19 protein-coding genes are annotated in these 24,464 nt (G+C 70.3%); 12 read left to right on the forward strand and 7 right to left on the reverse strand.

The genetic code is table 11. From position 1 onward, the window contains the following. Nucleotides 1–60: 60 nt before the first annotated feature. From AFR_RS45155 to AFR_RS18085, 3 genes are all read left to right on the forward strand, one after another. Entirely contained in the window at nt 61–558 is a 498-nt protein-coding gene (locus tag AFR_RS45155) for a LysR family transcriptional regulator (protein ID WP_084298072.1), read from the forward strand. 93 nt (nt 559–651) lie between these two features. Beyond that, a complete protein-coding gene (locus AFR_RS18080; RefSeq protein WP_023362203.1) occupies nt 652–1,347 on the forward strand; it encodes an SDR family oxidoreductase in 696 nt (231 codons plus the stop codon). A 32-nt stretch (nt 1,348–1,379) separates the two neighbouring features. Beyond that, complete coding sequence (locus AFR_RS18085; protein WP_023362205.1) at nt 1,380–2,261, forward strand: LLM class F420-dependent oxidoreductase; 882 nt, start codon at nt 1,380–1,382, stop codon at nt 2,259–2,261. 1 nt (nt 2,262) lies between these two features. Here the strand turns inward: AFR_RS18085 and AFR_RS18090 are convergent, their stop codons facing one another. Beyond that, the gene (locus tag AFR_RS18090) at nt 2,263–2,964 is read right to left on the reverse strand and encodes an SDR family oxidoreductase (protein ID WP_041842362.1); all 702 of its coding nucleotides are present in this window, start codon (nt 2,962–2,964) and stop codon (nt 2,263–2,265) included. A 71-nt stretch (nt 2,965–3,035) separates the two neighbouring features. Here AFR_RS18090 and AFR_RS18095 point away from each other — a divergent pair, with 71 nt between their 5' ends. Further along, nucleotides 3,036–3,833, forward strand: a complete 798-nt coding sequence (locus AFR_RS18095; protein WP_023362209.1) for a helix-turn-helix transcriptional regulator — start codon at nt 3,036–3,038, stop codon at nt 3,831–3,833. Here AFR_RS18095 and AFR_RS18100 read toward each other — a convergent pair. The 3 genes from AFR_RS18100 to AFR_RS18110 are packed head-to-tail and all read right to left on the reverse strand — an operon-like array spanning nt 3,822 to nt 9,211. Continuing rightward, nucleotides 3,822–5,879 (reverse strand): glycosyltransferase family 4 protein, encoded by a 2,058-nt coding sequence (locus AFR_RS18100; RefSeq protein ID WP_023362211.1) that lies wholly within the window; start codon nt 5,877–5,879, stop codon nt 3,822–3,824. The genes AFR_RS18095 and AFR_RS18100 overlap by 12 nt on opposite strands. A gap of 1 nt (nt 5,880) precedes the next feature. Continuing rightward, nucleotides 5,881–7,425, reverse strand: a complete 1,545-nt coding sequence (locus tag AFR_RS18105) for a stealth family protein (protein WP_023362213.1) — start codon at nt 7,423–7,425, stop codon at nt 5,881–5,883. Then, complete coding sequence (locus AFR_RS18110) at nt 7,418–9,211, reverse strand: stealth family protein (RefSeq protein ID WP_023362215.1); 1,794 nt, start codon at nt 9,209–9,211, stop codon at nt 7,418–7,420. Before AFR_RS18110 ends, AFR_RS18105 begins: the two co-directional genes overlap by 8 nt. A 506-nt stretch (nt 9,212–9,717) precedes the next feature. Between AFR_RS18110 and AFR_RS18115 the strand changes: the two genes are divergently transcribed. Then, a complete protein-coding gene (locus AFR_RS18115; protein ID WP_023362216.1) occupies nt 9,718–10,023 on the forward strand; it encodes an SCO0607 family lipoprotein in 306 nt (101 codons plus the stop codon). Nucleotides 10,024–10,061: 38 nt separating this feature from the next. Continuing rightward, nucleotides 10,062–10,628 (forward strand): DUF2087 domain-containing protein, encoded by a 567-nt coding sequence (locus AFR_RS18120; RefSeq protein WP_023362218.1) that lies wholly within the window; start codon nt 10,062–10,064, stop codon nt 10,626–10,628. Nucleotides 10,629–10,677: 49 nt separating this feature from the next. Here AFR_RS18120 and AFR_RS18125 read toward each other — a convergent pair whose 3' ends face one another. Then, on the reverse strand, nt 10,678–13,053 hold the full coding sequence (locus tag AFR_RS18125) for a beta-glucosidase (RefSeq protein ID WP_023362220.1): 2,376 nt from the start codon (nt 13,051–13,053) through the stop codon (nt 10,678–10,680). 321 nt (nt 13,054–13,374) lie between these two features. Here AFR_RS18125 and AFR_RS18130 point away from each other — a divergent pair, with 321 nt between their 5' ends. Genes AFR_RS18130 through AFR_RS18140 form a run of 3 tightly spaced genes read left to right on the forward strand, consistent with a single transcriptional unit; the run spans nt 13,375 to nt 16,543 of the window. Then, nucleotides 13,375–14,712 carry an extracellular solute-binding protein gene (locus tag AFR_RS18130; protein ID WP_023362222.1) on the forward strand — a complete coding sequence of 446 codons (1,338 nt, stop codon included), beginning with the start codon at nt 13,375–13,377 and terminating at the stop codon, nt 14,710–14,712. Next, nucleotides 14,709–15,635, forward strand: a complete 927-nt coding sequence (locus AFR_RS18135; protein WP_023362224.1) for a carbohydrate ABC transporter permease — start codon at nt 14,709–14,711, stop codon at nt 15,633–15,635. The genes AFR_RS18130 and AFR_RS18135 overlap by 4 nt, the downstream gene beginning before the upstream one ends. Continuing rightward, complete coding sequence (locus tag AFR_RS18140; RefSeq protein ID WP_023362226.1) at nt 15,635–16,543, forward strand: carbohydrate ABC transporter permease; 909 nt, start codon at nt 15,635–15,637, stop codon at nt 16,541–16,543. The genes AFR_RS18135 and AFR_RS18140 overlap by 1 nt, the downstream gene beginning before the upstream one ends. Here AFR_RS18140 and AFR_RS18145 read toward each other — a convergent pair. Together AFR_RS18145 and AFR_RS18150 are read right to left on the reverse strand one after the other, a co-directional pair. Beyond that, on the reverse strand, nt 16,512–17,558 hold the full coding sequence (locus AFR_RS18145; protein ID WP_023362228.1) for a LacI family DNA-binding transcriptional regulator: 1,047 nt from the start codon (nt 17,556–17,558) through the stop codon (nt 16,512–16,514). The genes AFR_RS18140 and AFR_RS18145 overlap by 32 nt on opposite strands. Before the next feature lie 78 nt (nt 17,559–17,636). After that, entirely contained in the window at nt 17,637–18,719 is a 1,083-nt protein-coding gene (locus AFR_RS18150; RefSeq protein WP_023362230.1) for an endo-1,4-beta-xylanase, read from the reverse strand. A 274-nt stretch (nt 18,720–18,993) separates the two neighbouring features. Here AFR_RS18150 and AFR_RS18155 point away from each other — a divergent pair, with 274 nt between their 5' ends. From AFR_RS18155 to AFR_RS18165, 3 genes are read left to right on the forward strand one after another with little or no spacing between them, the layout of a single operon-like run. Next, complete coding sequence (locus tag AFR_RS18155; protein ID WP_023362232.1) at nt 18,994–20,277, forward strand: SGNH/GDSL hydrolase family protein; 1,284 nt, start codon at nt 18,994–18,996, stop codon at nt 20,275–20,277. Beyond that, nucleotides 20,274–23,249 (forward strand): glycosyl hydrolase 115 family protein, encoded by a 2,976-nt coding sequence (locus tag AFR_RS18160; protein ID WP_041840957.1) that lies wholly within the window; start codon nt 20,274–20,276, stop codon nt 23,247–23,249. Before AFR_RS18155 ends, AFR_RS18160 begins: the two co-directional genes overlap by 4 nt. Then, on the forward strand, nt 23,246–24,463 hold the full coding sequence (locus AFR_RS18165; protein ID WP_023362236.1) for an SGNH/GDSL hydrolase family protein: 1,218 nt from the start codon (nt 23,246–23,248) through the stop codon (nt 24,461–24,463). The genes AFR_RS18160 and AFR_RS18165 overlap by 4 nt, the downstream gene beginning before the upstream one ends. Nucleotide 24,464: the final 1 nt, after the last annotated feature.

A 24,464-nucleotide genomic window follows, 5' to 3' on the forward strand; every position in this document is an offset into this window, starting at 1 on the left:
AACATTCATGTCCGTATCGCAGGTGGATGTGCGTATCGGCGGGCCTGCTTCAATAGGGGCATGGCTGATCTCGACCTCCGGCGGTTGCGGCACTTCCTGACGCTCGCGGAGGAGCTGAATTACGGGCGGGCCGCCGCGATTCTGCACCTTGCGCAACCGGCGCTGAGTCGCTCGATCGCCACGCTGGAACGCGAGCTCGGAGTGGTGCTTTTCGACCGTTCGCGCTCCGGCACCCGATTGGCGCCCGCCGGGGAAATTCTGCGGGACGAGGCACGACAGCTGCTGCGCTCGGCCGACACGCTGAAACGGCGGGTCCGCGAGGGCCGGACGGTGACGATCGGCTTCGCGCCCGGCCTGATCGTCACCCCGGTGGTCCGCCACCTGGAGGAGCGGTTCCCCGAGCATCGTTCCGGATTCTGTCGCGGGTTATTGCCGCCGTCCCGATCTGTCATTCGTTCCCGTTGCCGATCTGCCGCATTCACGGGTCTGCCTGGTCGTCGAGGCCCGCCGGAATTCCGCGGTCCTTCGGGAACTCGTGCGGTTCGCCGGCAGTGCTGAGGCCGTACAGGAATGAGTTGATGCTCGATCGGTCTTTGACGACCGATCCGGGCGGCAGGAGGGTCGGGGGTGACTTCTCCGAAAGGCATTCCTGTGACTCTCCTGTCCTCGTCCCGTGTTGTTGTTGTCGGTGGCACCAGCGGTATCGGGCTGGCCGTGGCCCGGGCGGCCGCGGCTCACGCCCGGGTGACCATCGGCTCCCGCTCGGAGGAGTCCGTGAAAAGGGCCCTGGCGGAGCTTCCCGACACCGTCCAGGGCCGGGCGGTCGACGTGACCTCACCCGCCTCGCTGGAGTCCTTCTTCGCCGCGGCCGGGCCGTTCGACCACCTCGTCTACACCGCGGGTGACGCGCTGGTCCGGGGCCCGATCGGCGACTACGACGCGCGGCAGGCGCGCGACTTCTTCGACGTCCGGCTCTTCTCCGCCCTGACCACCGTGCGTCTCGCCCTGCCGACGCTGAACGCCTCCGGGTCGGTGACGCTCACGAGTGGCGCCGCCGCGTACCACGGTGGTGCGGGCCGCCTGCTCGGGTCCACCGTCAGCGCGGCGGTGATCGCGGCGGCACGGTCGCTCGCGATCGAGCTGGCCCCGATCCGGGTCAACGCCGTCGCGCCGGGGGTCGTGCGGACGCCGCTCTGGGCCGACCTGCCCGGGGACGCCCGCGAGCGGCTCTTCGCGAGTGCCGGTGCGGTCGATGCCGAGGACGTGGCCAAGGCGTACCTCGGCTTCCTGGACCAGGATCACGCCACCGGGAACGTGGCCGTCGTCGAGGGCCGCAGCGCCGGGTAGCGGACTCACCAAGATCCGGTACGTTGCTTGTCATGAGCGTGCGTTTCGGTGTGTTCGTGCCGCAGGGATGGAAGATGGACCTGGTCGAGATCGCCGACCCGGTCGAGCAGTACGAGGCGATGACCAACGTGGCCAAGGCGGCCGACGCCGGCCCGTGGGACTCGGTGTGGGTCTACGACCACTTCCACACCGTCCCCGAGCCGACGATCAACACCACCTTCGAGTGCTGGACGGTCACGTCGACGCTGGCCCGGGACACGTCCCGGATCAACATCGGTCAGATGGTCGGCTGCAACGGTTACCGCCAGCCCTCCCTGTACGCCAAGATCGCGTCCACCGTCGACGTGGCCAGCCACGGCCGCCTCTACGCGGGGCTCGGTGCCGGCTGGTACGAGCACGAGTGGAAGGCGTACGGCTACGAGTGGACCGAGGTGCCGCAGCGGATGGGTGAGTTCCGCGAGGCCGTCGAGATCGTGCACAAGATGTGGACCGAGGAGCAGCCGGTGTTCTCCGGCAAGCACTACTCGATCGACAAGCCGATCAACGAGCCCAAGGGTGTCCGCAAGCCGCACCCGTCGTTCTGGCTCGGCGGTGGTGGCGAGAAGGTCACCCTGAAGCTCGTCGCGCAGTACGCCGACGCCTGCAACGTCGGCGGTGGCAAGCCCGACGTGATCAAGCAGAAGCTCGAGGTCTTGCGCCGTCACTGCGACAACCTGGGCCGCGACTACAACCGGATCATCAAGTCCACCGGTCTGGAGCTGGACCTGACCGAGTCGAAGGCGGACACCATCGGCCGGATCGAGCAGATGGTCGAGGCCGGCGCCGACTACGTGATCGTCTACGTGCCGCGGGTCGCCTACGACCACGAGCCGATGCTGCGCTTCGCCCAGGACGTCATCCCGCAGTTCGCCTAGATCACCAGGGGACGGTTGAGCCGTCCCAGGAGATGAATTGCCCGGTGGGGCCGTCGTCCGGCAGCAGTGCCAGCCGGACGGCGCCCGCCGCGGCCTCGGTGGGATCCCCGTCGGCCGCCGCGGCCCGGTCGTTCAGGCCGGTACGCCGCAGCCCCGGCGCCAGCGCGTTGACCTTGAAGTCCGGCAGCGCCTGGCCGTAGAACACCGTGAGCGCGTTCAGCGCCGTCTTCGAGGACCGGTACGCGGCAGCCGAGCCCTCCGGCGGGAAGTGGCCGTCGACACTCCACGTCAGTGAACCCGTACCGCTGGAGACGTTGACGATCCGGGGGTGCGCGGACCGCCGCAGCGCGGGCAGGAACGCGTTGGTGACCGCGAGCACCCCGAAGACGTTGGTCTCGTAGGTCCGCCGGAAGCTGTCCAGGTCCGCCTCCGGCGCGGTTTCGGAGTCGGGGGAGATCCCGGCGTTGTTGACCAGCATGTCCAGCTCCGCGACCTGACTCGCGGCGTCGGCGATGCTCGCCGGGTCGGTCACGTCGAGGATCAGCAGCCGGGCGCCGGCGCCGATCTCCTCGACCGCGAGCTTGCCGCGTGAGGCGTCGCGGGAGCCCACCAGGACCGTGTGGCCGGCCGCGGCGAGCTGCCGGGCGATGTGCAGACCGATGCCCGTGTTGGCACCGGTGACGAGTGCCGTGGAATTGTTCATGGTGTCGACGGTGCCGCCGCCGGGACGCCGCATCCAGGTACGACCTGTACCTGGCAGAGGGGGTGCGTGACATGGCGCGTCAGGAACTCGCCCGATTCCTGCGGGACCGGCGCGAGGGTCTGCGCCCCGCCGACGTCGGGCTGCCGGCCGGCCCGCGGCGCCGGACACCCGGGCTGCGCCGCGAGGAGGTCGCCGGCCTCGCCCACATCTCGGTCGACTACTACGTCCGGCTCGAGCAGGCCCGCGGCCCGCACCCGTCCGGCCGGATCCTTGAGGCGCTGACCGGGGCCCTGCGGCTCACCACCGCGGAACGCAACCACCTGTTCCGGCTGGCCGGGGCGAGTCCCGCGCCGCCGGGGGCGCCGTCGAGGCAGGTGCGGCCGTACGTCGCCGATCTGCTGCGGCGCCTGCCCGGGTCGGCCGCGATTGTCACCGATGCCACCTACGACGTGATCGCTTGGAACCCGCTCGCGGAGGCCCTGCTCGGCGATCTGGGCAGCCGCCCCAACCTCGCCCGGCGGCGGTTCCTCGAACCCGGCCGTGAGTACGGGCCCGGCGCGGCGGATTTCGCCGAGATCGCCGTGGCCCGGCTGCGGAGCTCGGCCGCGCGATACCCGCACGACACGGGTCTGTCCCGGCTGCTGACGGAGCTGTGGGACGGCAGCCCGGAGTTCCGCGCGGTCTGGGAGACCAACCCCGTGCGGGTGCCCGGTCACCGCACGAAGACGATCGAGCACCCGGTGGCCGGCCCCCTGAAGGTCAACTGCGACGTGCTCACGGTCCCCGACGACGACCAGCAGGTCGTCTTCGTGACCGCCGACCCTGGTACGCCCGCAGCACGCGCTCTGCGTTTGCTGTCACCGGTCTGAGACGGCGAACGCCAGTCCGCTCTGCACCGTGAAGTACGGCCGTACGGAGACCTCGGGGGTCGGCGACTCCTCGTAGAGTGCGGCCGGCACCTCGTCGTCGACGCGTACCGGGGGATAGACGTAGGTTTTCTTGCGCTCGACGATGTCATCCAGGAGCCGGGCCAGCGGGGCCGGCGGGCCGTCCGCACCGGCGCTGACCTCGGCGTCCCAGTCCTCCAGCCGCAGTTGCCGGTGCGCGGCCAGCCGGTGCAGATCGACGTCGAAGCTGAAGACGGCGCTGCCCGTGCTCCAGCCGGTCACCGTCAGCTCGGCCGGCCGGTCACCGCGGCGGATCAGGCGCAGGTGCGGCACGGCGTCCCCGAAGGTGGCGCCGATGAGCCGCCCGGTGATCGTCACCGTCCCGGAGCCGTACCAGAGCTGGCCGGCCTCGGCATGGCGTTCGCGCTGCCAGGCGGCCACCGCGAGGAACCCGTCCGTGGTGGGGTACGGGACGTTGCGCACGAAGGGGGTGGTCTCCGCACACCCGCCCAGCAGCCCGCGCACGTCGAGGCGCCCCGCCCGCACCCGGTGCTGCTTGCCGCGCCCGTCCTCGGCGAAGAGGTCCCAGCGGCCTTCCGCGAGCAGCGGTTCGTCGGCGGCGAACGAGGCGCTCAGGTGCGGCTGCGCGCCCGCCAGCGGCAGCCGCACCTGAGCTCGCTCCGGCCCGGTGCCCCGGGCGCGGAGGACAAGGTGGGTGAGGTCGCGCCCGGCGGGGTCGTGCGGCACCTCGACGACAACACGGCTGCCCTCCATCCGGCAGTCGGCCCGGTAGTGGTCGCGGACCGGCCGCCAGCGTCCCGGCAGCACCCGGAGCAGCCCCCGGGGGACGGACCGTGGCGCCCGGGGCCTCAGGCGGCTCAGCCCACCACCACCGCTACGCAGGCGCGTGAAGAGCTCCTCGTAGCGGCCTGCCACGACGGCCGGGTCGTACCGCCGGGAGTTGCGGAGAGCCGCCCGCCCGAAGGACTCCCGCAGACCGTCGTCGGTGATCAGCCGTAGCAGGCCGGTGGTGATCGCGTCCACGTCGCCCGGGGTCACCAGCAGCCCGTCGACGCCGTCCTCGATGATCTCCGCCGGTCCGACCGGGCAGGCGGTGCTGACCACCGGCACACCGCAGCGCATCGCCTCGACGATCGTCATCCCGAACGATTCCTTGCTCGAGGTCACCGCCGCGATCGAGCCCTTCACCCACTCGGCCTCCAGCGGGGCGTAGGTGCCCATCAGGAAGACGTGGTTGTGCAGCTCCATGTCGGCGATCAGGCCGGCCAGCGCCGCGGCCTCACCACCGGCGCCGTAGATGCGCAGACTCCAGTCGGGGCGCTCGGTGACGACCTTGGCGAAGGCGCGCACCAGGAGCTCGTACCGTTTGACGGTGGCCAGGCGGCCGGCCGCCACGACGATCTTGCTCCGGGTGTCCGCGGGAGTGACGTCGGGCTCGGGGACGCTGTTGGGGATGGAGAGAATGGGCAGGTCGCCGGCCCGGAGGCGGTCACGCACCGACCGGGCGTCGGCCTCGGTGACGGTCACGACCGCGGACAGGCGCGGATAGTGCCGCCGCATCTCGTTGCGGACGGACTCCGGGATCGAGTCCTGCGTCATGTGCTCCTGGGCGATCCGCACCTGATCGGTGCGGCCCAGCCGGGCGACACAGAGGTTCAGCGCCGACCGCGTGCCGACCACCACGTCAGCACTCGTCCGCCGCAGGTAGGTGGTGATCCGCTCGTCGGTGAGCCGGCTGTAGAAGCGGAAGAACTCCTCCTCGACCGGCACCAGGGCGGACATCTCTCGGGCACGGGGATCCTGCGAGTCGGCCGAGCCCGGGCGCAGATCGGCCAGAGCCACCACCGAGATGCGCGGCGAGATCTCCAGCATCGGGCTGTCCAGCCGGCGCAGGATCGAGACGATCTCCACCTGATGCCGGCGGGAGAGCTCCTCGGCCAGGTTGATCACGGTACGGATCGTGCCGCCGACGCCGTACACGTTGTGGACCAGGAACGAGATCCGCACGTCAGCTCCGCTCGTACGGGGAGGGGACCGGGAAGTAGCTCTCCAGGAACGGGAGCAGGACGGCGTGCTGGTAGGCCAGCTCCTCCTCCGTGGAGTAGGCGTCGTTGAGGCAGAACGCGTCCCAGTCGCGGCGGGCCAGCACGCGGCTCAGCCGGGCCGCCAGATCGGGCACGGCCAGCTGGATGTACCCGTAACGCACGGCGCCCGGCAGCGCCCGCCCGCTGTGATATGCGTAGTAGTGGTGCAGGTTGGACACCGGTGAGAGGTCCTGCTGGCTGCGGAACCGCGACCCCATGGTGGCCGCCCACTCCTGCGGGAACTCCGCCTCGATCTCGCTCAGCACACTGCGCCGCAGCGGGTACGGGACGTGCTGGAAGACCTGCGTGATGGTGACGCCGAACTTCGCGGCGAGCAGCCGCCGGTTGTTCTTGCAGGCCGCGTCGACCGGGGTGTCGCCGGGCGCCACGGGCCGCAACGGCACCTGCCCCTGGGAGAGGAAGAACCGCGAGAGGCCGTTGGCGAGGAAAAACGCCTGAGGGCTCAGCGGCCGGCCGATGAACATGTCGTCGTTGAAGTAGATGAAGTGCTCGGCGAGCCCGTCGATGTGGTGCAGCTGGCTCTCGATGGCGTGCGAGTTGAAGACCGGCAGCACACTCGGGTCGCTGAAGATCTCCTTGTGGCTGACCACGTGCAGGTTGGGCCGACTCGTGTCCAGCCACTCCGGCGTCTGGTCGTCCGTGACGAGGTAGATGTTCCGCACCCACGGCGCGTTCGCGTGCACCGACCGCAGTGAGTAGCGCAGCTCGTCGCGGCTCAGGAAGCGCGCCTCGCTGGCCGACTCCTCGTGGTAACTCTCGCCGGTCACCTGCGCCCGGCGTCGCTGCCACTCCGGGTCGGTGCCGTCGACCCAGGTGTAGACCACGTCGATGGGAAAGACGATGTCGTCGGGCAGCACCGCGGTCATCTCGGCGCGGGTGCGGACCGGTGGCAGCGGTTGCCGGTCACCTCCGAGACGGGTGAACTGCTCCGCCGGCGCCTCGACCGGCTCGGCGTCCACATCGACGAAGCTGGTCACGCGGTTGGGGCGGGGCGCGACGAGCAGGCCGTCGTCGCCGGGCTCCCAGAACTCGACGTCGCAGCCGTAGTCGCGGTCGTGGACCAGGCGGTGGCTCGGGTCGGTGCGGAACCAGATCAGCCGCAGCACCCGCGCCCGGCCCGGTTTGCGCCACGATCCCGGGTTACCGGCCTCGCCCAGCAGGTCCCGGGCCGTCGGCCGGGGCAGCACCGCGGCGACGTAGGCCGCCGACTCGCGGCCCAGCTCCTGCAGTGCGGTGAGCACGCCGGCCCGCTGATCCTCGCGGACGGCCACGACCGGTGTGCAGTCCTCCATCCCCCGGACAACGAAGTGCTCCAGCCCGGCCGCGGTGAGCGCGCCGGTCACCGCGGTCAGATTGCGCGACCGCACCTGTACGGGTGTGAGCCCCGCGTGCACGTGGACCGTGCGCGGCACCAGGTCGATCGTCAGGCGTACGCGCCCGTCAGCCATGGTTGTCCCGCACGAACTCCCGCGTGGACTGCCGCGGGACGAGTCGCTTGCCGGGCTGCGACGCGGCCAGTGCCAGCTCGGTGGCGCTGAACGCGGACCGTTCCGCGGCCACGTCGTCGGGCAGCTCGAACGGCGAGCGGAACGGGAAGTAGTGCGGCAGGAAGTCCGCCATCATCGCCGCCTGCTCGGCCAGAGCCACCTCGGCCGAGTCCGTGTCGTTCAGGCAGAAGACGTCGCAGTGCCGCTTGGCCAGCAGGAACGCCAGCTGCACGGGTGTCGACGGGTGCGCCAGATCGGCGTACGTGTACTTGATCGAGCCGGGCACCGCCCGCTGGGTCAGGTACGCCCAGTAGTGCTGCAGCGAGGACGGGATCGACAGGTCGCCCGGGTGCCGGAACTGGTGCTCCGCCGTCTCCAGCACCTCCTTGGTCAGCGTCTGCTCGATCTCCTCCAGCACGCTCTTCTGCAACGCGTACGGGACGTGCTGCATCTTCTGCGCGATGCTGCGGCCGAACCGCTCCTCGATGTGGCGGCGGTTGTTCTTGCCGGCGGCGGTGACCGGTGCGTCGTACACGGTGGCCGGTCCGGCCGCGAGCTGTGCGGTCGACGGGAAGAACTTGGCGATGCCGTTCGCGTGGAAGAACGCGGTCGGGAGCACCGGGCGGCCGAAGAACATGTCGTCGTTGAAGTAGATGAAGTGCTCGGCCAGCCCCGGGATGTGGTGCAGGCGCGACTCGATCGCGTGGGAGTTGAAGGTCGGCAGCGCCCCGGTGCTGCCGAACAGCTCACGGTGGCTGACCACCGTCAGCCGCGGGTCGCTGTCGTCCAGCCAGGGCGGGATCTGGTCGTCGGTGACCAGGAAGATCCGCCGGATCCAGGGTGCGAACGCCGCCATCGAGCGCAACGAGTAGCGCAGCTCGTCGCGGCTGATGAACCGGGACTGGTTGGTGGCGATCGTGTTGATCTGCTGGTGGCCCAGCGCCGCGAGCGCGGCGTTCTTGCGCCGCAACCAGTCCGGGTCGCCACCGTCCACCCAGGTGTAGACGGCGTCGATCGGGAAGCGCACGTGTTCGGCCGCGTCCGGGGCGAACTCGGCCCGTGTCCGGTAGCGCGGCTCGGTCTCGGTGAGCGCCAGGAACGGGTTCAGGGCCAGGGCGCCGACGTGCCGGATCTCGGCCTCGGCGGGCAGGGCCGAGGCGACCTGGTTGCCGCGGGGCCCGGTGATCGTGGCGGGTGCGCCGGCCTCGCCGGGCACCGTGCGCCAGAACTCGATCTCGCAGGCCGAACCGCTGCCCAGCACCGTGGTCCCGCGGGGATCGGTGACCGGGAAGTAGACCTGGACGCCGCTGCGTGCGGTCTTGCCCGGCCGGAAACCGGTGTCGGTCAGGTCGCCGACGCGGATCCTGGCCTCACGCAGACCCTCCGCACCGCGCAGCGCCGCCATCGTCCGGGCGCGGTCCTTGACGCCGACGGCCACGGCGCTGTGCTGGAAGCCGGTGGGGCGGACGCAGAAGTAGTCGATCCCGGCGGTGTCGAGGACAGCCACCACGGCGTCGAGGTTGCGGTGCCAGGCCTCGGCGGGTGTGCCCGCGACCGCCACGCGCGCCTGCACGGCGGAACCCCGGTCACGGGCCCGGACGAGATCACCCGCGGGCGCCGCCGACCCCAGGGCCCGCTGCCGGGTCAGCCGGCGGACGAGCCACAGGCGACGGTCGGGCGGGAGGATCTCGAGCATCTGCAGGCGGCGGCTCTTCGGCAGCAGGCGGTACAGCTTGTGCGCGATCATGCCCGTTCCTCCTGCTCGGTGCGGCAATTCCTGATCAATTGCGTGAACAACCTTTCCCCCGAAAAGATCGCGATCACGAATGGTGTGTCGGGCCATCGTCGTCATCGATGCCGCAGGTTAACAGTGGCTGAACGGATGATTTCTGATGAATGAAGAGAATGGCAAAAGAGCAGGTCAAGGCGATGGGCAACCGCATTCGGCAGCCCGGAATTGTTTCTTGTCCGGGCGTGCTTGAATGACGATCAAGGGAATGCAGTCCCCTGATCGTGTCTTTTTCCGAGCGCCTTTTTCCGTGATCACACGGAAAGGTGTCAGGTGTGCGACACCGTCTTCGTCGTCGAAGCCCCTTCCGGCCGCCCTGCGTGTGCGGCTCGCGTAGCTAGGACGCCGGATCCCCTCCGGCCGGGCGACAGCCACCAGGTAACGGATCGATAACGGTGACGGGGCCGGTTCCCTGAGTACGCGTACGGATGGCAGATCGCGCCGGCTCGGAAAGACTGGCCGTCATGCGAACGACGAACCGCACCCGGGCCCTGACCCTGACACTGCTCGCGGCGGCGGCCGTGGCGGCGGCTCTGCTCACCGCGGGCTGCTCACTGAACGAGGCGATCTGCAGCAGCGACCACTACCCGGTCGCCGCGGTGGGCTCGACCGGCCGCGACTGTGTTCCGGACGGCCAGGAACCTCCGGCGGGGTACGTCCGCTTTCCCGAGGGCAAGGTCCCGGAGCACGTCGGCGACGAGTGGGACCTGTACTGGAACACCCACATGATCGACAAGGCCGGTGCGATCGTCGAAGCCCCGGCGGAATAGGGGTGCGGACCCGGGCCTGATGTCCTTACGGTGGCGGGATGTCCCTCGAAGCCGCCCGTGCCGCCGATGTCCTCGCCCAGCTGTCCAGCCCGGTGCGCCTGCTCGCCCTGGCCGAGCTGGTCCGGCGCGGTGAGGACGGTGCCACCCTGGCGGAGCTGCGCGAAACGCTGGATCTCTCGCTACCGGTGGCCGGGGACGCGCTCGCGCGGCTCGTGGGCCTCGGACTGGCCACGGGCTCGGGCAGCGGCACCTACCGGGCCCGGCCCGAAGGGTTGCGGGAGGCGGCTGCCGCCGTCGACCGGACACAACCGATCGCCGCCCTGCTCGACGACTACCCGCAGCTCCGGTCCAACTTCTCGCACGGCCGGCTGACCGCCATGCCGCCGACGCTGAGCGACCGCACCCCGCTGCTCGGCGAGCTGCTCGCGCGGTTCCTCGACCTCGACGGGCTGTGCGACGAGGACCGGATCAACCGCCGGCTGGCCGAGGTCACCGACGACGTGGCCGGTGCCCGGCGGATGCTCGTCGACACCGGCTGGCTCGAGCGCGACCGCGCCGGCACCACCTACGGCCCGGGCCGGCCCCTGCCGCAACCGGTGCCGTGACGGGCAGCGGCGGCGCCGGCCCCGGCCGGCGCCACCGCTACTGCCCCTCTCACCGGGCGTTCTGGATCACCTCGACCGGGGTGATGAGCCGGCGGTCCGCGCCGACCGTCCGCAGCGGGCCGGTCAGGTGGACCGAGCCCTGGCACGGGAGGTTCCCCGCCGACGTTCCGACGAGCACCTCGATCTCGCCGGGCTCGACGATGCGCTGCAGGTCGCGGCCCGTGAAAGCCGTGCGGTCGGCGTGCACCTGGAAGCGGACCTCCGCGTCGGCGCCCGCCTCCAGGTGGACCCGCGCGAAGCCCGTCAGCTGCTTCACCGGACGGGTCACCTGCGCGACCGTGTCGTGCAGGTAGAGCTGGACCACCTCGTCACCGGCCCGGCTCCCGGTGTTGCGCACCTTCACCGACACCGTGAACTCGGCGTCGGTGGGGACCTCCGTGGCGTCGATCGCGAAGTCGCCGAGCTCGAACGTCGTGTACGACGAGCCGTGGCCGAACGGGAACAGCGGTGTCGGATCGAGGTTGCTGATGTCGGTCCGGTCCGCACCGAGCGGCGGCTGCAGGTAGGTGCCCGGCTGGCTGCCCGCGTGGCGCGGGATCTGCACCGGCAGCTTGCCGCCGGGCTGGAGGCGGCCGCTCAGGATGCCGGCGATGGCACCGCCCGCCTCCTCGCCCGGCATGAACGCCTGGACCAGGCCGGCCGCGCGGCCGTGCACCTCACCCAGGGCGTACGGGCGGCCGGAGACCACCACGACGACGACCGGCGTACCCGTCTCGAGGAGCTCGGTGAGCAGCTCCGCCTGGACGCCCGGCAGCCGCAGGTCCTGGGCGTCGCAGCCCTCACCCGAGGTGCCGTGGCCGAACAGCCCCGCGAGGTCACCGACGACCGCCACGCACAGGTCCGAGTCGCGGGCCGCGGCGACGGCGGCGGCAAAACCGGTCCGGTCGGTGCCCTGCACCTGGCTGCCCTGCTCGTGCACGATCTTCACGTCGGGGAGCTCCTCCCGGAGCGCCTCGACGACCGTGGGCACCTCGATGCCGAGCCCGAGACCGGGGTGGCGGGGCAGGACGTGGTTCGGGAACGCGTAGCAGCCCATGAACGTACGCGGGTCGTCGGCGCACGGCCCGACGATAGCCACCTGGCGCAGCGGCGGGCGGTCGTCGCCGAGCACCGGGAGGGCGGTGCCGGCCTCGAGCAGCACGATCGAGCGTTCGGCCAGCTCGCGGGCGAGCTCCCGGTTGGCGGGGGAGTCGAGGTCGATCCCGGCCGCCCGGGCCACCGAGGCCTCGGGGGTCCAGTCCGGGTCGAGCAGGCCCAGTTCGACCTTCTGGGTCAGCAGGCGACGGGCGGCCCGGTCGACGAGCTCCTCGCTCACCTCGCCGCTGCGCACCCGCTCGACCAGGGCGGAGCCGTAGCCGAGGGTGTCCGGCAGCTCGACGTCGATGCCGGCCGTGAGGGCCTGCACGCCGGCGTCGGCGGTGTCCGAGGCGACGCGGTGCATCGTGGCGAGGAAGGGCACCGCCCAGTAGTCCGAGACCACGGTGCCGGTGAAGCCCCACTGGTCGCGGAGCACCTCGGTCATCAGCCACGGGTCGGCGCCGGCGGGGACACCGTCCACATCGGAGTAGGAGTTCATGACCGAGCCGACCCCGGCGACGGTCACCGCGGTCTCGAAGCTCGGCAGGATCACGTCCATGAGCTCACGACGGCCCATCGGCACCGGGCCGTGGTTGCGGGCCGAGCGTGACGCCGAGTAGCCCGCGAAGTGCTTGAGGGTGGCGATGACCCCGGAGCTCTGCAGACCCCGGACGTACGCCGAACCCAGCATCGACACGAGGTACGGGTCCTCGCCCATGGTCTCCTCGACCCGGCCCCACCGGTAGTCGCGGACGACGTCGACGACGGGGGACAGGCCCTGGTGCACACCCACGGCGGCCATGTCCCGGCCGATCGCCGCGGCCATCCGCTCGATGAGCTCCGGGTCGAAGGTGGCGCCCCACGCGATGGCGGCCGGGTAGACGGTCGCGCCGTACGTGGTGAAGCCGGTCAGGCACTCCTCGTGCACCATGGCCGGGATCCCCAGCCGGTTGTCCTGCAGGACGATGCGGTGCTGGCGGATCACCTCGGCCGCGCCCTCTTCCGCGGTGACGGGCACGCCGCCGTAGACGCGGGTGAGGTGGCCGAGCCCGTGCCGGCTGGCGTCGGAGAGCGAGATCGAGCTGGAGGCGGCGAAGACGTCCTGCATCGGGGCGACGTTGTGGTTCGTGTCGGGGTCCGGATCGCTCTCGCCGGTGTCCTCGAGGTCGTTGTTCACCCACCGGCTGCCCAGCTGTGCGACCTTCTCCTCGAGAGTCATCTCCGCCAGCAGCAGGCTGACCCGGTCGGCGACGGGCAACGAGGTGTCGTGCCAGTCAGGTGTCGTCACGATGGTTCTCCTTACGAGCCGGACGGCGAGGATTCCGAAACTTTCGGGCTTTTGGTGAGACCCGGCCGCGACCGGATCGTGACCTGCGGTGCCCTCGTTCGGTGCTCCAAGCGCTGCGATGGGGTCCACTCTCGCTGGTAAAGCACGAGTCTTTCAAGGGCCTTGACACGCCAATCCCGAAATCCTACGTTAACAAAATCTCTCGGTAACTTGCGGTTGTCGATCGAAAGTTCCAGAACCCTGGGGCCGACGGTCGACCGTCTTTTCCCTCTAGCTCATTCGACTCGCCGCGCTCCTGCGGCCTCGAGTACGGAGATCAGCGTGGAACGCAGCCCGATATCCCGTCGCACCCTTCTGAGCCTCACGGCCGCCGCCGGTGCGGGCGCGGCCCTGGCCGCCTGTGGCAGCTCCGGCCCCGGCACCAGCTCCGGAGGTGGCAAGGCCGGCACGGCCAGCTACTGGTTCCTCACCGGCCAGCCCGGCGAGGGCATCCGGCAGGCCGCGGCGGAGCGGTTCAACAAGGCCAACCCCGACACCAAGCTCCAGTTCACGGCGTTCGAGAACGACGCCTACAAGGCGAAGATCAAGACGGCGATCGGCGCCGGCCAGGCTCCCACGCTGATCTGGGGCTGGGGCGGTGGCGGCCTGAAGAGCTACGTGGACGCCGGCCAGGTCGAGGACCTGACCGACTGGTTCGGCCAGAACGCCCCGATCAAGGACAAGCTGTTCCCGACCTCGTTCGGCCCCGCCACGATCAACAACAAGATCTACGCGATGCCGTGCGAGACCGTGCAGCCGATCGTCCTGTACTACAACAAGAAGGTTTTCGACCAGGCCGGCGCGAAGCCGCCGCAGTCCTGGGGCGAGATGATGGCGCTGGTCGAGACGTTCAAGGGCAAGGGCATCACGCCGTTCTCGCTGGCCGGCAAGTCCCGCTGGACCAACATGATGTGGCTGGAGTTCCTGCTGGACCGCATCGGCGGCCCGGAGGTCTTCCAGAGTGTCTTCGAGGGTGAGAAGGACGCCTGGTCCAACCCGGCCGTGACGGACATGCTCACCAAGCTCGTGCAGCTGATCGACGCCGGCGGTTTCGGCAAGGGCTACTCCTCGGTCGACGCGGGCAACAACGCCGACCAGGCCCTGCTCTACACCGGCAAGGCGGCGATGATGCTGCACGGCGGCTGGACCTACGGCAGCATGAAGAACGACGGTGGCAAGTTCGTGGCCGACGGTAACCTCGGCTGGATGAACTTCCCCGGTGTCGAGGGTGGCAAGGGCGACCCGACCGACACGGTCGGCAACCCGGGCCAGTACCTCGCGATCTCCTCCAAGGCCACGGCCGAGCAGAAGGAGACCGCGAAGAAGTTCTTCCAGACCGGTGTCCTCGACGCCGACGAGACCAAGGCGTGGATCAACGACGGCGGTTCCGTCCCGGTCGTCAAGGGCACCGAGAGTGTCCTGGCCGCGTCCCCCGACGCCGCGTTCCTCAAGTTCGTCTACGACACCTCGGTCAACGCCAAGGTCTTCGCGCAGTCCTGGGACCAGGCGCTGAGCCCGACCGCGGCCGAGGCGCTGCTGGACAACATCGCCAAGTTGTTCCAGAAGCAGGTGTCGCCCCAGCAGTGGGTCACCAACATGAACCAGGTCATCGGCAAATGACGGCTCTTGCTCCGCCCCCGGTCCGGGTGGCGGACCGCTCCACCTCGACCGGCGGGCGGAGCAAGTCCGTGGTGTGGATGGTGCTGCCCGCGCTCGTGATGTTCGCGGCGTTCGGCATCATCCCGCTCCTGGGTGTGCTCGGCCTGAGCTTCACGCAGTGGGACGGCATCGGCGCGATCAACCCGGCCGGCGCCGACAACTGGTTCTCGGTGCTGAGCGAGCCCGGCCTGCTGCACGCGCTGTGGGTGACGTTCCTGATCATGGCGCTGTCCTGGGTCTTCCAGACGCCGGTGAGCCTGCTGATCGGTGTCTTCCTGGCCTCGCGCAAGCGATACCGCGGGTTCCTCGCGGTGCTCTACTTCATCCCGCTCCTGCTGAGCTCGGCGGCCATCGCGATCACCTTCAGCGCGCTGCTGAACCCGAACTTCGGTCTGGGCGCGGGTCTGGGTGTCGAGTTCCTCAACCAGGACTGGCTGGGTCAGAGCAACCTCGCGATCGCGACACTCATCTTCGTGGTGTCCTGGCAGTTCATCCCGTTCCACTCGCTGATCTACCAGGGCGGGGTGCGGCAGATCCCGACCTCGATGTACGAGGCAGCGCAGATCGACGGCGCCGGGCGGGTCCGCACGTTCTTCAGCATCACCCTGCCGCAGCTCAAGTACACGATCATCACGTCGTCGACGCTGATGGTGGTGGGGTCGCTGACGTTCTTCGACCTGATCTTCGTGCTCACCGCCGGTGGTCCCGGCGACGCCACCCGGGTGCTGGCCCTGGAGATGTACCAGACCGGCTTCCGGGCCAACCTCATGGGCCCGGCCAGCGTCATTGCCGTGATCCTGGTGCTCGTCGGCCTGGGTCTCGCGCTGCTGCTGCGCAGGCTCGGCGGCGGTAGCGCCTCCGACAGCCAACTGGAAGGTGCCTGATGGCCATCTCGACCCGGCCGGCACTGCCGCGACCCGCCACCTCGGTGTCGGGCTCCCCGGGAGGCTCGCACGCCAAACCGTCCTCGGCGCGTCGCTGGAACTGGTTCGGCGGCGGCTTCGGGTGGCTGTGGCTGGTTGTTGTCATGGTGCCGATCTACTGGATCGTCATCACCAGCTTCAAGACGCGGGCGAACTACTACGCCGAGAACCCGCTCGCACCGCCGACCCAGCCGACGCTGGAGAACTACCGCCAGGTCATCGAGGCCGACTTCACGCGGTACTTCGCGAACAGCGTGATCGTCACGGCCGGGGCGACACTGCCGGCGGTGCTGATCTCGTTCATGGCGGCGTACGCGATCGTCCGGGGCAGCGGGGCCAGCCGCTTCCTGCGGTCGGCCAACGGTGTGTTCCTGATGGGGCTGGCGATCCCGCTGCAGGCGGTGATCATCCCGATCTACCTGATCATCATCCGCCTGCAGATGTACGACACCCTGCTGGCGATCATCCTGCCGTCGATCGCGTTCGCCATCCCGCTCTCGGTGCTGGTGCTCGCGAACTTCATCCGGGACGTGCCCAAGGAGCTGTTCGAGTCCATGCGGCTCGACGGCGCCACCGAGTGGGGAACGTTGTGGCGGCTGGCGTTCCCGCTGACCCGCCCGGCGCTGGTCACGGTGATCATCTATCAGGGTCTGGGCATCTGGAACGGTTTCATCCTGCCGCTGATCCTGACCCAGAGCCCCGAGCAGCGCACCCTGCCGCTCGGACTGTGGAGCTTCCAGGGGCAGTACGGCGTGAACGTGCCGGCCGTGCTCGCGTCGGTCGTGCTCACCACGCTGCCCGTGCTGATCTGCTACGCCATCGGCCGGCGTCAGCTGCTCAGTGGTCTGACCGCGGGCTTCGGGAAGTAGAACCCCGAGCCGCGGTGCTGTCCCGCACGACGAGTTCTGTCGCCAGCTCGACGCGCGGGGTCGCCAGGGTCTCGCCGCGCGCCATCCTCAGGATCGTGCGCGCGGCGAGCCCGCCCATCTCGGCCAGCGGTTGCCGCACGGTGGTCAGCGGCGGCGAGGACCAGCGGGCCTCGGGCAGGTCGTCGAAGCCGACCACGCTCAGGTCCGCCGGTATCCGCAGCCCCCGGCGGCGCGCGGCCTCGTAGACCCCCAGCGCCATCTGGTCGCTGGACGCGAAGACAGCGGTCGGCGGGTCGTCGAGGTCGAGCATCCGGTCACCGGCGGCAAATCCGGAGTCGTGGCGGAAATCGCCCTGCATGATCAGCTTGTCGTCGAGGTCGATGCCGGCCGCGTCGAGGGCCGCCCTGTACCCGTCGAGCCGGGCGCGGCTGCAGAGCAGGTCGCGCGGACCGGCGACCAGCCCGATCCGGCGGTGCCCCAGGGAGATCAGGTGCTCGGTGGCGCTGAGCCCGCCCGCCCAGTTCGTGGCGCCGACGGTCGGCACCTCGGCGGCGGCGCCGTTCGCCGGGTCGATCACGACGGCCGGGACGTGCAGGCGGTGCAGTTGCGTGAAGATCGGCGAGTTGACGTCGGTCATCACCAGCACGACGCCGTCGGAGGTCCGGGTCCGCAGGTTGGTCAGCCAGTGCCGGGTCGCCGTCGCGTCCTCGTGCACGGCCGACACGACGGTGCCGACGCCGGCCGCGTGGGCGAAGTCCTCGACGCCGCGGATGAGCTCGACGGCCCACGGGCTGTCCAGGTCGTTGAAGACGAGGTCGATCAGCTGCGCGCGACCGGGCTGCCGAGAGTTCCGGCGCCGGTAGCCCTGGTCGCGCAACAGCTGCTCGACGCGTTCCCGCGTCTCCGACGAGACGTCCGTACGCCCGTTGAGCACGCGGGACACCGTCGGCACGGAGACTCCGGCCGCGTCGGCGATGGCCGCGATGGTCACCCGTCTGCCGTCCTGCGCCGTCACATCAACCTCGCTTCGCCGGCACTCCGGGCTGGAAGTTTCGGACCCGGTTCCGGGAGTATGGCACAGGCGGCGGTGGACTCAGCGCCCGGCGAGTGTCAGGGTGTCGCGCATCGCGAACCACGCGGGCTTGGGGACCAGATCGGCGTCCAGCGGTGTCGCCGAACCCTCACCGTCGAAGACGTCCGGAACCCACGAGTAGCGGTCGGTGAAGCCCCACAGCGTGTACGACACGCAGCGCCGGGCCAGCAGGCAGGCCTGGAGCAGCGCCGTGAAGCCCTGAGCCTGCGCCTGGACCTTGATCGGGTCGGCGGGCAGGGGCATGCGTACGTCGACCTCGGTGAAGGCGGTCTGCAGGCCGAGCGCCTCGAACCGGCGCAGGTTGGCCAGCGTGTCGCCGGGTACGCCGTACTGGACGGCGAGGTGGCCCTGGATGCCGTAGCCGTCGACGGGCACCCGCTGCGCCTTGAGCTCGCGGACCAGCCGGTAGTACGCGTCGCTCTTGGCGTTGACACCCTCGTTGTTGTAGTCGTTCAGGAAGAGCTTGGCCTGCGGGTCGGCCTGGCGGGCCCAGCGGAACGCGTCGGCGACGTAGCCCTTCCCGAGGTTGCGCAGCCAGATGGTGTCGCGCCAGGTGCCGTCGTCGTTGAAGATCTCGTTGGCGACGTCCCAGTGCCAGATCCGGCCCTTGAAGTGGGTCACCTGATCGATGACGTGCTTGCGCAGCAGCGCGCGCAGCTGGGCGGGGGTGAATGCGTCCTCGGTCAGCCAGTCCGGGTTCTGGCTGTGCCAGACCAGCGTGTGGCCGCGGACGGTCTGGCCGTTGGCCCGGGCGAAGTCGACCAGCCGGTCGGCGGCCGCCCAGTCGTAGACACCCTGCTGGGGCTCGACGAGCTGCCACTTCATGACGTTCTCGGGCGTCACCGAGCTGAACTCGCGCTCGATGGTCTCACGGTAGGGGGCGTCGGCGGCCAGAGCCGTCGTGTCGACCGCGGTCCCGATGCGCACCCCGGCGCGGTCGGCGAGGACCCGCAGACTTTGTTCGCGCGGCGAGGCGGGCTTCACGGCAGCCGCCGCCGGGTCCTCCGCCGCCACGGCGGGGGAGCCGGCCAGCAGGGCGAGCGAGGCCAGAGCGGCCGCGCTCCAAGCTTTGTGGACTCTCATCTCGGACTGTCCTTCCCAGACCTGCGTATGTTTCCCAGAGATTCCGAGAATTTCCGTTACGTGTCCGGAAGATAGGCCAGCTCCGGGGCGCGGTCAACCGTTCACAAGGTGGCCAGATAGCGGTGAAGATCAATGTCAAAACGCGGTGATCTGGGACGCGGCAGTGCCTTGACGGGACTTCGACCGGGCTCTATGTTACGAGAAATTGCCGCGAGGGTTACCGAAACTTCCGGAACCGCGCAGCGTCATCAGGTCTTTGCGACAAGGGAGCCGCATGTCCACCAGACGCGAAGTCATCGCCCTCGCCTCAGGCGCGGCGCTCGCCGCGGCGGCACCGGCGGCGGCCGCGGAGGCGGGTGGCCGCCAGGGTGACAAGGTCTGGACCGCCACCTGGGCGGCCGTGCCGACCACGGTCCCGCCCGGCCCGCCGGCCGTCCTCGAGAACGAGACCGTGCGGCACGTCGTGCACGTCAGCGCCGGCGGCGACCACGTCCGCGTCCGCCTGACGAACGAGTTCGGCGAGCAGCCCCTCGAGCTCGGAGAGGTGCGGATCGCCCGGCGGGCCGGTGCCGGCGCGAGCACCCGGACGATGCCCGGCACCGATCGCCGGGTCACCTTCGGCGGCCGGACCGCCACCACCATTCCCGCAGGCGCGCCGCTGGTGAGCGACCCGGTGCGCCTGCGGGTCCCAGCGGGCACCGATCTGACGGTCAGCCTTCACCTGCCACGGCGCACCGAGGTCACCACACTCGCCGCGTTCGCGTACCAGGAGAACGTGGTCGCGGCCGGGAACGTGACCGCCGCGCCGGAGGTCACACCGACCTCGGTGGTCTCGCAGAATCTGTTCCTCTCCGGTGTGAGCGTGGCCGGTGGGGACGGAACCGTCGTGACGCTCGGCGACTCCATCACCAACGGCGCCAACACGGTCGCCAACCTCAACCACCGCTGGCCCGATCTCCTCGCCGCGCGGCTGCGCACCACCCGGGGAAACCTCGGAGTGGCCAACGCCGGTGTCTCGGGCAACCGGCTGCTGCACGACCCGAACCCGCCCGCGGGCAGCGACGCCGAGGCCTACGCGGCGTTCTTCGGGCAGAGCGCGCTGCGCCGCTTCGACCGCGACGTGCTCGCCCAGCCCGGTGCACGGTTCCTCGTCGTGCTCCTGGGCGTCAACGACCTCGGTCACCCGGGCACGACCGCACCGGCCGGCGAGGTGGTGAGCGCCGACGACCTGATCGCGGGTCACCGGCAGCTGATCGCCCGCGCGCACCAGGCCGGACTGCGGGCCTGCGGGGCGACCGTGCTGCCGTTCAAGGGCGACACCTTCGGCTTCTTCTCCGCGGACAACGAACGCAAGCGCTCGGCCCTGAACCACTGGATCCGCACCGGCGGCGAGTACGACGCGGTCGCCGATTTCGACGCCGCGATCCGCGACCGCACCGACCCTCTGCGGCTGGAACCCGCGTACGACAGCGGTGACCATCTGCACCCCAACGACGCGGGTATGGCGGTGCTGGCCGCCGCCGTGCCACTGCGATTCTTCCGACAGGTGGACCGATGAAGGCCCTTCTTGCCCTCGTGGCGCTCGTCGCACCGCTGTTCGTGGCGGCGCCGGCGGGTGCTCACGGCGTACCGGATGATGCTCTTGCCTCGGCGGAGCGCGGCAACTACGTCTCCGCGCTGCCCGGCCGCGGCCGTTTCCCCGTCGTGGCCGGCGGGCGTGCGGCGCCCCTGGTGGTCAGCACCGGCGACCACGCGGGGGTGATCCGGGTGCTCGACGATCTGCAGGCCGACATCAAGGCGGTCACCGGGGTGACGCCGGTCGTCGCCCACGACCGCATCCCCGGCGGGCGTGACCCCGTGCTGGTCGGCACCGTCGGCAAGAGCCCGCTGATCGACCGGCTCGTCGCCACCGGGAAGCTCGACGTGCGCGGTCTGGCCGGCAAGTGGGAGACCACGGTGCAGCAGATCGTGGACCACCCGCTGCCGGGTGTACGCCGCGCGTTTGTCATCGCCGGCAGCGACCAGCGCGGCACGATCTACGGCGCCTACGACCTGTCCAAGCGGCTCGGCGTCTCACCCTGGAAGTTCTGGGACGACGTGCCGGTGCGCCACCAGGACGCCGTCTACGTGCTGCCCGGGCGGCACACACAGGGCACACCCGCGGTGAAGTACCGCGGCTTCTTCATCAACGACGAGAACCCCGCGACCGGCACCTGGGCGCCCGGGTACTTCGGCCCCGGCAAGGCACCCGGCTACCCCGGTGGCCTGAACGCGCAGTACTACGCGCAGGTCTTCGAGACGATGCTGCGGCTGCGCGCCAACTACCTGTGGCCGGCGGTCTGGGGCCGGGCGTTCGCCGAGGACGACCCGCAGAACCACGCCACCGCCTCGTTCTACGGCGTGGTCATGGGCACCTCCCACGAGGCGCCGATGATGCGCGGCATCGAGGAGTGGAACAGGCACCCTGCCGGTACGGGCGAGTGGAGCTTCCGCCGCAACCCCGACGCGATCAAGGCGTACTGGCGGGACGGCGCCCAGCGGATGGCCGACCAGAAGATCGAGGGTGTCGTCACGCTCGGCATGCGCGGCAACGGCGACGTCAGCCTCCCCGACGGCGACGGCATCGACCTGATGAGCTCGATCATCGACACCCAGCGGCAGATCCTGCGCGACACCGGACTGATCGGCGCGCCCCAGGTGCAGACGCTCTACAAGGAGGTCCAGCGCTACTGGGACGAGGGCTACCGGCCGCCGGACGACGTGACCGTGGTCTTCTGCGACGACAACTGGGGCAACCTGCGCAAGCTCCCGGACGCGTCGCTCCCGGCCCGCAGCGGTGGCTACGGCATGTACTACCACTTCGACTACGTCGGTGGCGGCCGCAACTACAAGTGGGTCGACACCGTCAACCTGACGAACACGTGGGAGCAGCTCAACCTCGCGTACCGGTCGGGGGTCGACCGGTTGTGGATGGTGAACGTCGGCGACCTCAAGAACGAGGAGCTGCCGACGCAGTTCTTCCTCGACTACGCCTGGAACCCGAACGCCTGGCCCGTCGAGAAGCTCGGGGAGTGGGAGCGGCAGTACGCCGCCCAGAACTTCGGCCCGAAGCTCGCCGGCCCGATCGCCGAGGTGCTCGCCGACTACGGCCACCTGCAGTCGCGCCGCAAGCCCGAGCTGCTCAACCGCCGCATCACCAAGGACGACGAGACCGGCGTGATCACCTACGACGACGAGGCGAGCCCGTTCAGCCTCACCGATTACGGCGAACTCGACCGCGTCACCGCGCAGTGGCAGGCCCTCGCCGCCCGCGCCGAACGCATCAAGGCGGCGATCCCGGCGGCCTGGCAGGACGCTTACTTCCAGCTCGTCTGGTACCAGGTCAAGGGCACGGCCAACCTGTACGCGCTGCGCCGCGCCGAGTTCACCAACATCCTGTACGCCGGACAGGGCCGCGCCTCCACCAACGACCTGGCCGACGTGGCCGAGGCACGCTTCGCCGACGACCAGGCACTCAACGCGCACTACAACACCGCACTGGCCGGCGGGAAGTGGAAGAACTGGCAGCTCCAGCCCAAGATCGGGTACGGGAACGTGGCCCGCTACGGCCCGAACGCGCCGTGGCAGCAGCCGGAGCAGGACAACGTCGCCCTGCCCGACGAGATCTACCCGTACCTGAAGCGCATCGAGGTGCCCGCGGGTGCCGAGCTGGGTGTGGCGCTGGACGGGGGCGATCCGGTGACGTTGCCGGCGTTCAGCCCGTACCAGGCGCAGCCCGCGCAGTACGTCGACGTGTTCAACAAGGGTGCGGCGCCGTTCGCGTACAGGATCACGCCTTCGGTGCCGTGGGTGCACGTCACCCCGGCGGCCGGGCAGGTGAGCAAGGAGGTCCGGGCGACCGTCCGCGTCGACTGGTCCCGGGCGCCGAAGGGGCGGACGACCGTCCCGATCACGGTGACCGGTCCCGGCGGCTCCCGCGTGGTGGTGCAGGCGCCGATCGACAACCCGGTGCTGAAGCCGAAGGGCTTCGTCGAGGCCAACGGATACGTCGCGATGGAGGCCGACCACTACACCCGCAAGGTCGGCGACTGGAAGCTGCTGCCCGGCATCGGCAAGACCGGCAACGGCCTGACACCGCTGGGCGGCACCGGCGCCCGCCTCGAATACGCGATGACGCTGACCAGCACCGGCCCGGTCGAGGTCACCGCCGTCCTGTCACCGCGCAACAACGTCCGGCCCACCGACGGCCTCAAGTACGCGGTCTCGATCGACGGTGACACGCCGCAGACGGTGAACGTCACGACGGCCACCGGTGCCAACGACACGACGATGAACAAGCAGTGGGAGCGCAACACCTCCGACAACGTCAACGTCACGACCACCACCCACACCGTCGGATCAGCCGGTACGCACACGCTGAAGTTCTGGATGGTGGACCCGACCGTCATCGTGCAGCGCCTCGTCGTCGACACCGGGGGCGTCAAGTACAGCTACCTCGGACCGCCCGAGAGCCGGAGGGCGGGCCGATGAACCGCAGAAAGCTCCTCGGCCTCGGCGGTGCGGCAGCCGTCTCCGCCGCCACGGTCCATCACGGCCGGCCGCGTCCCACCCGGGCCTGGCTGCACACCTGGGTGTCGATGCCGCAGCTGACCGAGCCCGGCAACCTGCCACCGGCGCCGTTCACCGCCGACGGTGTGGTGCTGGCCGACACCACCCTGCGGCAGACCGTGCAGACCTCGATCGCGGGGTCGTCGGTCCGGCTCCGCTTCTCGAACGCCTTCGGTGGCGCGGTCCTGCCCATCACCGGCGTGACCGTGGCGCTGCCGCTCGGCGGGCGGGCCGGAGTCAGCGCGATCGAGCCGGGGTCGGCGCGACCGGTCACCTTCTCGGGCCGGACGTCGGTCTCGGTGCCGGTCGGCGCCCAGGTCGTCTCCGACCCGGTCGACCTCGACCTGCCCGCCCTGACCAACCTCACCGTCACCGCCTACCTGGCCACCGGGCAGGCGTCGACGGCGATCACCTCGCACCCCGGCTCGCGGACGACCTCGCACCTGCTGCGCGGTGACCACCGAGGCGACGACGACCTGCCGGGGGCCACACCGGTCGACCACTGGTACTTCCTCAGCGGTGTCGAGGTCCGCACGACCGGCACGGCAACCGTGATCCTCGGCGACTCGCTGACCGACGGCCGGGGCTCCACCACCAACGGCAACGACCGCTGGCCGGACGTCCTCAAGGCACGGCTGCGCGACGTCGCGGTCCTCAACCAGGCGGCCGGTGGCAACCGGGTGCTCCAGGACGGTCTCGGCCCGAACGTCCTGGCCCGCCTGGACCGGGACGTGCTCGCCCTGGGCGGCGCCGACCGGCTGATCGTCTTCGAGGGCGTCAACGACATCGGTACGGGCGCAGCCGCCGAGGACCTGATCGCGGCGTACGACCAGATCGTCACGCGGGCCCACGCGCGGAGCTTCGAGGTGTACGGCGCGACGATCACCCCGTTCGGTGGCAACACGGGGTACGACGACCCGGAGGGTGTGCGCGAGGGCATCCGCCGGACGGTCAACGACTGGATCCGGCGCTCACGACGCTTCGACGCCGTCCTCGACTTCGACGCCGCCGTTCGTGACCCGGCCGCACCCCGGAACCTGCTCCCGGCGTACGACACGGGTGACCACCTGCACCTCAATCCGGCCGGCTACCGGGCGATCGCCGCGGCCGTACCCGATCGGTTGTTCCGCCCGTGAC

It is taken from the genome of Amorphoplanes friuliensis DSM 7358 (assembly GCF_000494755.1).
GTDB lineage: Bacteria > Actinomycetota > Actinomycetes > Mycobacteriales > Micromonosporaceae > Actinoplanes > Actinoplanes friuliensis.